Genomic DNA, 9,319 nt, shown 5'->3' with positions numbered 1-9,319 from the left:
CTTTGGGTTTCGCTTCCCCTGCCGCCCCCGGCATATTTCCCCCAGGACAATTGCGGAGGTTTATCCTAGGCTTAAAAGGATAAATATCCTGCCCACCCAGATAAGCCCTACCGCCTGTTTGAACGTATCATGCCCACCATGGTTGCATGATTCTTCTCCGCAACTTTCGCAGTTTCCCGGTTTTATTTCAATTTCCGCCGCTGAAAAACAGTACGGACGCGAACACCAATATTCCAGGGAGGGAAACCATGGCTGCATCGGCTCAAACCAGCAAGGCCAAAATAGCGGACGATGGGCTGCACTACAACAGCAAGCCCGCCGGCTCCATGTTTGCCAAGCCGGGCCAAGGGGGTTATTCAAACAAGACGATGTCGTGCTTCTTCTGCGGCGTCCACAGGACGCTGGATGAATTGACCACCAGGAAAATTCTTGGCCGCAATTCCAAGGTGTGCAGCGTGGACTGCCGCAAAAAGGGTTGATTGCGGAATCTTTACCGAGGGAAAATTGCCATGCAGAACATCCTGATACTGGAAGACATTCCGCAGATCCGCACCTGGCTGAAATGCACGGTGTCCGAGCTGTTCCCCGAGGCCAGCATTTCCGAAAGCAGCCGCGTCCAGGACGCCAAGGGTTTGCTGAGCGTTTTCAGCTTCGACCTGGCCCTTATTGACCTGGGTTTGCCCGACGGGTCGGGCATAGAGGTGGTGACCGCGCTGCGGGAGCAGCAGCCGCAGTCGCAGTCGGTGGTCGTGACCATCCACGACGACGACGAGCACCTCTTCCCCGCACTGCAGGCCGGCGCCTACGGCTACGTGCTCAAGGAGCAGGCGCGCGAGCTGGTGAGCGAGCAGCTCAAGCGCATCACCCAGGGCGAGCCGCCGCTGTCGCCCTCCATCGCGCGCCGCGTGATGGCCTACTTCGCGTCGCTGCCCAAGCCGGAGACGGACCTCATCCCCCACGTCAAGCTCAGCGAGCGCGAAAGCGACGTGCTGCTGCGCGTGGCCAAGGGCTTCACCTTGCCGGAGATCGCGGTGCAGTTGCACCTGTCGCGGCACACGATCGCCGACTACGTCAAGCAGATCTACCGCAAGCTCAACGTGAACTCCCGCGCCGAGGCCGCGCTGGAAGCCCAACGCCTGGGCCTCTTCGGCCGCAATCCCAACCCGCTCATGCCCATGCACATGTCCATGCCGCGCTGAGCGGCACGGTGCGCGGCCCGCGTCAGACCGCCACGGTCTGGCGCACCGCGTGCTCCCAGCGCTCCATGCGCGCCTGCGCTTCCGAGCGCTCCATGGTCGGCAGAAAGCGCCGCTCGGCCTGCCACTGCTGCGCCAGCTCCCCGGTGCCCTTCCACACGCCCGTGGCCAGTCCGGCCAGGTAAGCCGCGCCCAGCGCGGTGGTCTCGATCACGCGCGGGCGCACCACCGGGATGCCCAGCAGGTCGGACTGGAACTGCATCAGCAAATCGTTGACGCAGGCGCCGCCATCCACGCGCAGCTCGCTCACCGGCACGCCGCCGGCGGCGGCCACGTCGCGGTTCATGGCCTGCAGCAGCGCAGCGCTCTGGAAGGCAATGGACTCCAGCGCCGCGCGCGCGATGTGCGCCACCGTGCTGCCGCGCGTCAGGCCCACGATGGCACCCTGCGCGTTGGCGTTCCAGTAGGGCGCGCCCAAGCCGGTGAAGGCCGGGACGAACATCACCCCGCCGGAGTCCGGCACGCTCTGCGCCAGCGACTGCACCTCCGCGCTGGCCTGGATCGCCTTGAGTCCGTCGCGCAGCCACTGCACCACCGCGCCGCCTATGAACACGCTGCCCTCCTGCGCGTATTGCGGCGCCACGGTGGGCTGCGCGGCGCTGGTGGCGATCAGCCCGTTGCTGCTGGGCTGGAAGCTGCCGCCCGTGTGCATGAGCATGAAACAGCCCGTGCCATAGGTGTTCTTGGCCATCCCGGCCTGGAAGCAGGCCTGGCCGAAGAGGGCGCTTTGCTGGTCCCCGGCCATGCCGCCAATAGGCAGGGAAGCACCCAGCAGCGCCGCGTCCGTCTCGCCGAACATGTGGCTGCTCGGGTGCACCGCGGGCAGCAGGCTGGCGGGCACGTCCAGCACGTTCAGCAGCGCCTCGTCCCACGCATTGCTGCGGACGTCGAACAGCATGGTGCGCGAGGCATTGCTCACGTCCGTGGCGTGCACGCGGCCACCCGTGAGCTTCCACAGCAGCCAGCTGTCCACGGTGCCGAAGGCCAGCTCGCCGCGCTGCGCGGCCTCGCGCGCACCGGGTACGTTGTGAAGAATCCAGTGGATCTTGGTGCCGGCGAAGTAGGCGTCGATGATCAGCCCGGTGGTCTGGCGCACGCGCTCGGCATGTCCTTGCTCGCGCAACCAGGCACACAGCGGCTCGGCGCGGCGGTCCTGCCACACGATGGCGTCGTGCACCGGCTCGCCGGTGCGGCGGTTCCACACCACGGTGGTTTCGCGCTGGTTGGTGATGCCAATGGCTTTCACTTGCGCGGCCGTGATGCCCGCGCGCTGCAGCGCCTCGCGGGCCGTGTCGAGCTGCGTTTGCCACAGCTCCCGCGGGTCATGCTCCACCCAGCCGGGCTGCGGATAAAGCTGCCGAAACTCGCGTTGCGCCATCGCGACGATGCGTCCCTCGACGTCGAAGACGATGCTGCGCGAGCTGGAAGTGCCCTGGTCCAGGGCCAGCAGGTAGCTCATGGAAAAGCCCCGTGGTGTGTTGTTCGTCGGCCGTGATGCGGGGCCGCGGCCAGCCCCGTTGTCTCTTTGCCCGTCGTCGCTGATGTACTGCTGATTTACGGCTGACCTATTTGGCGCCGGCCTATTTGGCAATTTCCACCTGCACGCCGGCGTCGGCCAGCAGGGACGGAAAAGGCTCAGGCGGCAGCTTGTCGGTGAAGACCAGGCTGAGCTGGTCGATGCGGCCCAGCTCCACCATGGCCGGCCGGTTGAACTTGCCGTGGTCGGCCACCAGCCAGACCTCGCGGCTTTGCTCGATGATGGCCCGCGCCACCTGCACCTCGCGGATGTCGAAATCGCGCAGCGAGCCGTCGGCCTCGATGCCCGAGATGCCGATGAGGCCGATGTCCACCTTGAACTGCCGTATCAGCTCCACGGCCGCCGCGCCGATGATGCCGCGGTCCTTGTGCCGAACCAGCCCGCCGGCAACGATGACTTCGCACTCCGGGTTGTCGGCCAGGATGGCCGCCACGTTGAGGTTGTTCGTGATCACGCGCAGCCCGCGGTGCTGCAGCAGCTCGCGCGCCACGGCCTCCACCGTGGTGCCGATGTTCATCAGCAAGGAGCTGCCGTTGGGCACGGCCTGCGCCACCGCGCGGGCGATGCGGCGCTTCTCGTCCGCATTGAGCGCCTCGCGCTGGCGGTAGGCCAGGTTCTCGGTGGTGGAGGTCGGCAACCTCACGCCGCCATGGAAGCGCGACACCAGCCCCGCCGCGGCCATCAGCTTCACGTCGCGCCGCACCGTCTGCAGCGTCACGCCGAAGCGCTCGGCCAGCTCCTCCACGGTCGCGCTGCCACGGGAGCGCACTTCGGCAAGCAATTCGGTTTGGCGCGGGTTCGGATTCATCGGGGCGCGAGCATAAACGAAGGCAAAACGAACAGTTTCGCGGGTAAACGATGACGCGTTTTCCCGGAATTTCCGCTTACAACGAAAAAAAGGAACATCAATCGAACACCAACGAAAGCAGCCACGCGCTGCTTTCTCCTTTCCCGGAGCAAGTTCCCCGTGCCTGCCGCCGTACCGCCCATCCCCTCCGCCGGCGCCCACCGCGGCGACTGCGACGTGCTGGTCGTGGGCGGCGGCATCAACGGCTGCGGCATCGCGCGCGACCTGGCCGGCCGCGGCTGGCGCGTGCTGCTGGTGGAGGCGGACGACCTGGCCTCGCACACCTCGTCCTCGTCCACCAAGCTCATACACGGTGGGCTGCGCTACCTGGAGTACCACGAGTTCGCCTTGGTGCGAAAGGCGCTGCAGGAGCGCGAGGTGCTGCTCAAGAGCGCCCCGCACATCATGTGGCCGCTGCGCTTCGTGATGCCGCACGACCCGGGCATGCGCCCGGCCTGGCTGATCCGCGTGGGCCTGTTCCTCTACGACCACCTGGCCCGCCGCGAGGTGCTGCCCGGCTCCGAGGGCGTGGACCTGCGCCGGCACCCCGCCGGCGCCGTGCTCAAGCCGGCGTTCACCCAGGGCTTCATTTACTCCGACGGCTGGGTGGACGACGCCCGGCTGGTGCTGCTCAACGCGCTGGACGCCGTGGACCACGGCGCCACCGTGCTCACCCGCACCCGCTGCACGCAGGCGCAGCGCAGCCCGCAAGGCTGGACGGCGCGACTGCGCGATGCGGATGGCTGCGAGCGCGAGGTGCGCGCCCGCGCCCTGGTCAACGCCGCGGGCCCTTGGGCGGAAAGTTTCCTGCGCACCAACGCCCGGCCCGCCGGCAGCGAGACGCTGGCCACCAAGAGCCTGCGCCTGGTCAAGGGCAGCCACATCGTGGTGCCGCGCAGCGCCACGCCGGGCTGGGACCACGACCACGCCTACATTTTCCAGAACCCGGACAAGCGCATCATCTTCGCCATTCCCTACGAGGGCGACTTCACGCTCATAGGGACCACGGACCAGGAGCTGCAAGGCGACCCGCGCAACGCGCGCATCGGCGAGGACGAGATCGCCTACCTCTGCGCCCAGGCCAGCCGCTACTTCCGCCAGCCCATCACGCCCGCCGACGTGGCGTGGACCTACGCCGGCGTGCGCCCGCTGCTGGACGACGCCTCGGGCAACCCCTCTGCCGTCACGCGCGACTACCTGCTGGAAACCAACACCGAGGCCGCGCCGCTGCTGAGCGTGTGGGGCGGCAAGATCACCACCTTCCGCAAGCTCGCCGAGGACGCCGCCGCCGACGTGGGCCGCATGTTGGGCGAGGCCCGCAAGCCCTGGACCGAAGGCGCCTACCTGCCCGGCGGCGACCTGCGCCCCTGGATTGGCGAGCCGCGCCGCCCGGACATCGACTTCGAACGTTTCGTCTCGGTCGTGTGCCAGCGCTACCCGTGGCTCACGGCCGGCCTGGCGCAGCGCCTGGCTCGTGCCTACGGCAGCCGCCTGGACCGCGTGCTGGGCGGCGCGCGCCACCTCAGCGAGCTGGGGGCGGAAGTGGCACCCGGCCTGTACGAAGCCGAACTGCGCTACCTGCAGCGCGAGGAGTGGGCCCGCAGCGCCGACGACGTGCTGTGGCGCCGCAGCAAGCTGGGCTTGCATTTCAGCAACGAAGAACGAGAGCGAGTCGCCCGCTGGGCCGGCTGGACGGAGAAGAAGTAAGTGGACCGCAACCCAACGCCGCCGAGGGTCACATGCAACTGACCCTCGACCACATCACCAAGAAGGTCGGCGCGCAGACCTGGCTGTACGACACGACGCTGGCCCCGCGGCCCGGCGCCGTCACCGTGCTGCTGGGCGCCACGCAGGCCGGCAAGACCAGCCTCATGCGCCTCATGGCCGGGCTGGACAAGCCCAGCACCGGCCGCGTGCTGGTGGACGGCAGCGACGTCACCGGCGTGCCCGTGCGCGAGCGCAACGTGTCCATGGTCTACCAGCAGTTCATCAACTACCCGTCCATGACGGTGTTCGACAACATCGCCTCGCCGCTGAAGCTGCGCGGCGGCAGCGGCGCCGACGTCAAGCGCCGCGTGCAGGCGCTGGCCGACAAGCTGCACATCGCGCAGTTCTTGAACCGCCTACCGGCCGAGCTTTCCGGCGGCCAGCAGCAGCGCGTGGCCCTGGCGCGGGCCCTGGCCAAGAACGCGCCGCTCATGCTGCTGGACGAGCCCCTGGTCAACCTGGACTACAAGCTGCGCGAGGAGTTGCGCGAGGAACTGGCGCAGCTCTTCGCCACCGGCGACTCCACCGTGGTCTACGCCACCACCGAGCCCGGCGAAGCGCTGCTGCTGGGTGGCTGGACCGCCGTGATGGATGCCGGCGAAGTCCTTCAGTACGGGCCGACGGCCGAGGTCTTCCACGCCCCCAGCTCCGTGCGCGTGGCCCGCGCCTTCAGCGACCCGCCCATGAACCTGCTGAGCGCCGAAAGCGCCGAAGGCGGCGCCCGCCTGCGCGGCGGCCCGCTGCTGGCCATGGCGCTGCCGCCCAGCGCCACGCCCGCGCTCACCCTGGGCGTGCGCGCCAGCGCGCTGCGCGTGGCGCAGCGCCCAAGCGACGTGGCCCTGCCCGGCAGCGTGGAGCTGGCCGAAATATCCGGCTCCGACACCTTCGTGCACGTGCGCACCGCCGTGGGCGAGCTCGTCGCCCAACTCACCGGCGTGCACGACTTCACCTTGGGCAGCCCGCTGACGCTGTACCTGCACCCTTCGCAGGTGCACGTGTTCGACGAGGGCGGGGCGCTGGTCGCCGCCGCGCAACGCCGCGGAGGCCGGGCATGAGCGCCCCCGCCCGGCCGCTCCGAAGGGGGCGCTCCGTCCCGCATGGCCGGACCGCGCGTAGCGCGAGGGGGCACCAATGAGCCGCATCGACCTGGACCTCGCGCACGCCTACAGGCCCAACCCGAAGGAGGACGCCGACTACGCGCTGCTGCCCCTCAAGATGAGCTTCGAGGATGGCGGCGCCTACGCCTTGCTCGGCCCGTCGGGCTGCGGCAAGACCACCATGCTCAACATCATGTCCGGGCTGCTCATCCCGTCGCAGGGCAGCGTCACCTTCGACGGCCGGGACATGACCCGCGCCACGCCGCAGCAGCGCAACATCGCGCAGGTGTTCCAGTTCCCGGTCATCTACGACACCATGACCGTGGCCGAGAACCTCGCCTTCCCGCTGCGCAACCGCAAGGTGCCGGCGGCACAGATCAAGGCCCGCGTGGGCCAGATCGCCGAGATGCTGGAGATGAGCCACCAGCTCGACCTGCGCGCGGCCAACTTGAGCGCCGACCAGAAGCAAAAAATCTCGCTGGGCCGCGGCCTGGTGCGCCCCGACGTGTCCGCCGTGCTCTTCGACGAGCCGCTCACCGTCATCGACCCGCACCTGAAATGGCAGCTCCGCCGCAAGCTCAAGCAGATTCACCATGAACTGAAACTCACGCTGATCTACGTGACGCACGACCAGGTCGAGGCGCTGACCTTCGCCGACCACGTGGTGGTCATGACCCGCGGCAAGGTCGTGCAGATGGGCACGCCGGACGCGCTGTTCGAGCGCCCCGCGCACACCTTCGTGGGCCATTTCATCGGCTCGCCGGGCATGAATTTCTTACCTGCCAGCCAGCAGGGCGACAGCCTGCTCGTCGCGGGCATGCCGCTCACGCGCACCAACGGGCGGGGGCTGCCGCAAGGCGAGCTAACCCTGGGCATACGGCCCGAATACCTGGCCCTGGCGCCCGCGAGCGCCGACGCCTGCCTCAGCGCCACCGTGCGCCAGGTGCAGGACATAGGCACCTACGTGCTGGTGAGCTGCGAGGCCATGGGCCACAAGCTCAAGGCACGGCTGGCGCCGGACGCCGCGGCACCGGCCGTGGGCGACACGGTGGGCCTGCGCGTGCTGGACCGCCACACCTGTTTCTACCGCAACGAGGAGCTGGTCGCATGAGCGCGCAGACCAAGCCCGTGAACCAGAAGGCCTGGTTCCTCATCCTGCCCGTGTTCATCTGCGTGGCCTTCTCGGCCATCCTGCCGCTGATGACGGTGGTGAACTACTCGGTGCAGGACATCATCTCGCCGGAGCGGCGCGTGTTCGTCGGCACCGAATGGTTCGCCGCCGTGATGCGCGACGAAGAGCTGCATGCCGCCCTCTGGAACCAGTTGCGCTTCTCCATGGCCGTGCTGGCCGTGGAGCTGCCGCTGGGCATCGCGCTGGCGCTGGCCATGCCGGCCACGGGCTGGCGGGCCTCGGCCACGCTGGTGATCGTGGCGCTGTCGCTGCTCATCCCCTGGAACGTCGTGGGCACCATCTGGCAGATCTTCGGCCGCGCCGACATCGGCCTCATGGGCGCGGCGCTGCAGCGGCTGGGCATCGACTACAACTACACGGGCGACGCCACCCACGCCTGGCTCACCGTGCTGCTCATGGACGTGTGGCACTGGACGCCGCTGGTGGCGCTGCTGGCCTACGCGGGCTTGCGCTCCATCCCCGACGCCTACTACCAGGCCGCCCGCATCGACGGCGCCAGCAAGCTCGCCGTGCTGCGCTACATCCAGTTGCCCAAGATGCGCGGCGTGCTCATGATCGCCGTGCTGCTGCGCTTCATGGACAGCTTCATGATCTACACCGAGCCTTTCGTCCTCACCGGCGGCGGCCCGGGCAACGCCACCACCTTCCTGAGCCAGTACCTCACGCAAAAGGCCGTGGGCCAGTTCGACCTGGGGCCCGCCGCCGCCTTCTCGCTCATCTACTTCCTCATCATCCTGTTGTTCTGCTTCGTCCTCTACAACTGGATGCAGCGCCTGGGCCAGGCCGGCCAGGAGGTCCCCCATGACTGAGCCGCGCCTGCGCAAGCGCTCCCTGTTCCTCGCGCTCTACCTCGTCTTCGCCCTGCTGCCCATCTACTGGATGGTCAACATGAGCTTCAAGACCAACGAGGAAATCCTCTCCAGCTTCAGCCTGCTGCCGCAGCACTTCACCTGGGCCAACTACGCCACCATCTTCACCGACCCGTCCTGGTACTCCGGCTACATCAACAGCCTGATCTACGTGGCCATCAACACCGTGATCGCCATCACCGTGGCGCTGCCCGCGGCCTATGCCTTCAGCCGCTACAGCTTCCTGGGCGACAAGCACGTCTTCTTCTGGCTGCTGACCAACCGCATGACGCCGCCGGCCGTGTTCCTGCTGCCCTTCTTCCAGCTCTACACCACCGTTGGGCTGATGGACACGCACATCGCCGTCGCGCTGGCACACCTGCTGTTCAACGTGCCGCTGGCGGTGTGGATCCTGGAAGGCTTCATGAGCGGCATCCCGCGCGAGCTCGACGAGACGGCCTACATCGACGGCTACAGCTTCCCGCGCTTCTTCCTGACCGTCTTCCTTCCGCTCATCAAGGCCGGCGTGGGCGTGGCCGCCTTCTTCTGCTTCATGTTCTCGTGGGTGGAACTGCTGCTGGCGCGCACGCTCACCAGCGTCAACGCCAAGCCCATCGTCGCCACCATGACGCGCACCGTCAGCGCCAGCGGCATGGACTGGGCGACGCTGGCCGCCGCCGGCGTGCTCACCATCGTTCCCGGCGCGGTGGTCATCTGGTTCGTGCGCCACTACATCGCGAAGGGCTTCGCGATGGGCCGCGTTTGAGGAGTCGCC

Annotated in this window: 9 protein-coding genes; 7 read left to right on the top strand and 2 right to left on the bottom strand. The window is 67.9% G+C overall.

Features of this window, described 5'->3' with window-relative positions:
- Window positions 1-146: 146 nt before the first annotated feature.
- Both SM757_RS11180 and SM757_RS11175 read left to right on the top strand, forming a co-directional pair.
- Window positions 147-479: a hypothetical protein gene (locus SM757_RS11180; RefSeq protein ID WP_238455986.1), complete on the top strand. Its 333-nt coding sequence runs from the start codon at window positions 147-149 to the stop codon at window positions 477-479.
- A 30-nt stretch (window positions 480-509) separates the two neighbouring features.
- The gene (locus SM757_RS11175; RefSeq protein ID WP_066342523.1) at window positions 510-1,199 is read left to right on the top strand and encodes a response regulator; all 690 of its coding nucleotides are present in this window, start codon (window positions 510-512) and stop codon (window positions 1,197-1,199) included.
- A 22-nt stretch (window positions 1,200-1,221) separates the two neighbouring features.
- On the opposite strand, the gene glpK is transcribed toward SM757_RS11175, so the two are convergent.
- On the bottom strand, window positions 1,222-2,715 hold the full coding sequence (glpK, locus tag SM757_RS11170) for a glycerol kinase GlpK (RefSeq protein WP_322465527.1): 1,494 nt from the start codon (window positions 2,713-2,715) through the stop codon (window positions 1,222-1,224).
- A gap of 121 nt (window positions 2,716-2,836) precedes the next feature.
- Complete coding sequence (locus SM757_RS11165; protein ID WP_066342521.1) at window positions 2,837-3,601, bottom strand: DeoR/GlpR family DNA-binding transcription regulator; 765 nt, start codon at window positions 3,599-3,601, stop codon at window positions 2,837-2,839.
- Between the two features lie 159 nt (window positions 3,602-3,760).
- Here SM757_RS11165 and glpD point away from each other — a divergent pair, with 159 nt between their 5' ends.
- The 5 genes from glpD to SM757_RS11140 all read left to right on the top strand — a co-directional run bounded on the left by glpD (window position 3,761) and on the right by SM757_RS11140 (window position 9,310).
- Window positions 3,761-5,347, top strand: a complete 1,587-nt coding sequence (glpD, locus tag SM757_RS11160) for a glycerol-3-phosphate dehydrogenase (RefSeq protein WP_322465526.1) — start codon at window positions 3,761-3,763, stop codon at window positions 5,345-5,347.
- A 32-nt stretch (window positions 5,348-5,379) separates the two neighbouring features.
- Window positions 5,380-6,462: an ABC transporter ATP-binding protein gene (locus SM757_RS11155; protein WP_066342519.1), complete on the top strand. Its 1,083-nt coding sequence runs from the start codon at window positions 5,380-5,382 to the stop codon at window positions 6,460-6,462.
- Window positions 6,463-6,538: 76 nt separating this feature from the next.
- Window positions 6,539-7,615, top strand: a complete 1,077-nt coding sequence (locus tag SM757_RS11150; protein WP_322465525.1) for an ABC transporter ATP-binding protein — start codon at window positions 6,539-6,541, stop codon at window positions 7,613-7,615.
- On the top strand, window positions 7,612-8,505 hold the full coding sequence (locus SM757_RS11145; RefSeq protein ID WP_066342517.1) for a carbohydrate ABC transporter permease: 894 nt from the start codon (window positions 7,612-7,614) through the stop codon (window positions 8,503-8,505). The genes SM757_RS11150 and SM757_RS11145 overlap by 4 nt, the downstream gene beginning before the upstream one ends.
- On the top strand, window positions 8,498-9,310 hold the full coding sequence (locus tag SM757_RS11140; protein WP_066342516.1) for a carbohydrate ABC transporter permease: 813 nt from the start codon (window positions 8,498-8,500) through the stop codon (window positions 9,308-9,310). The genes SM757_RS11145 and SM757_RS11140 overlap by 8 nt, the downstream gene beginning before the upstream one ends.
- The last annotated feature ends 9 nt before the right edge of the window (window positions 9,311-9,319 follow it).

Source organism: Azohydromonas lata (assembly GCF_034427735.1).
Taxonomy (GTDB): Bacteria; Pseudomonadota; Gammaproteobacteria; order Burkholderiales; family Burkholderiaceae_C; genus Azohydromonas; species Azohydromonas lata.
Note: the sequence above shows the minus strand (reverse complement) of the source record. Positions and strands in the feature narration are given on the sequence as shown.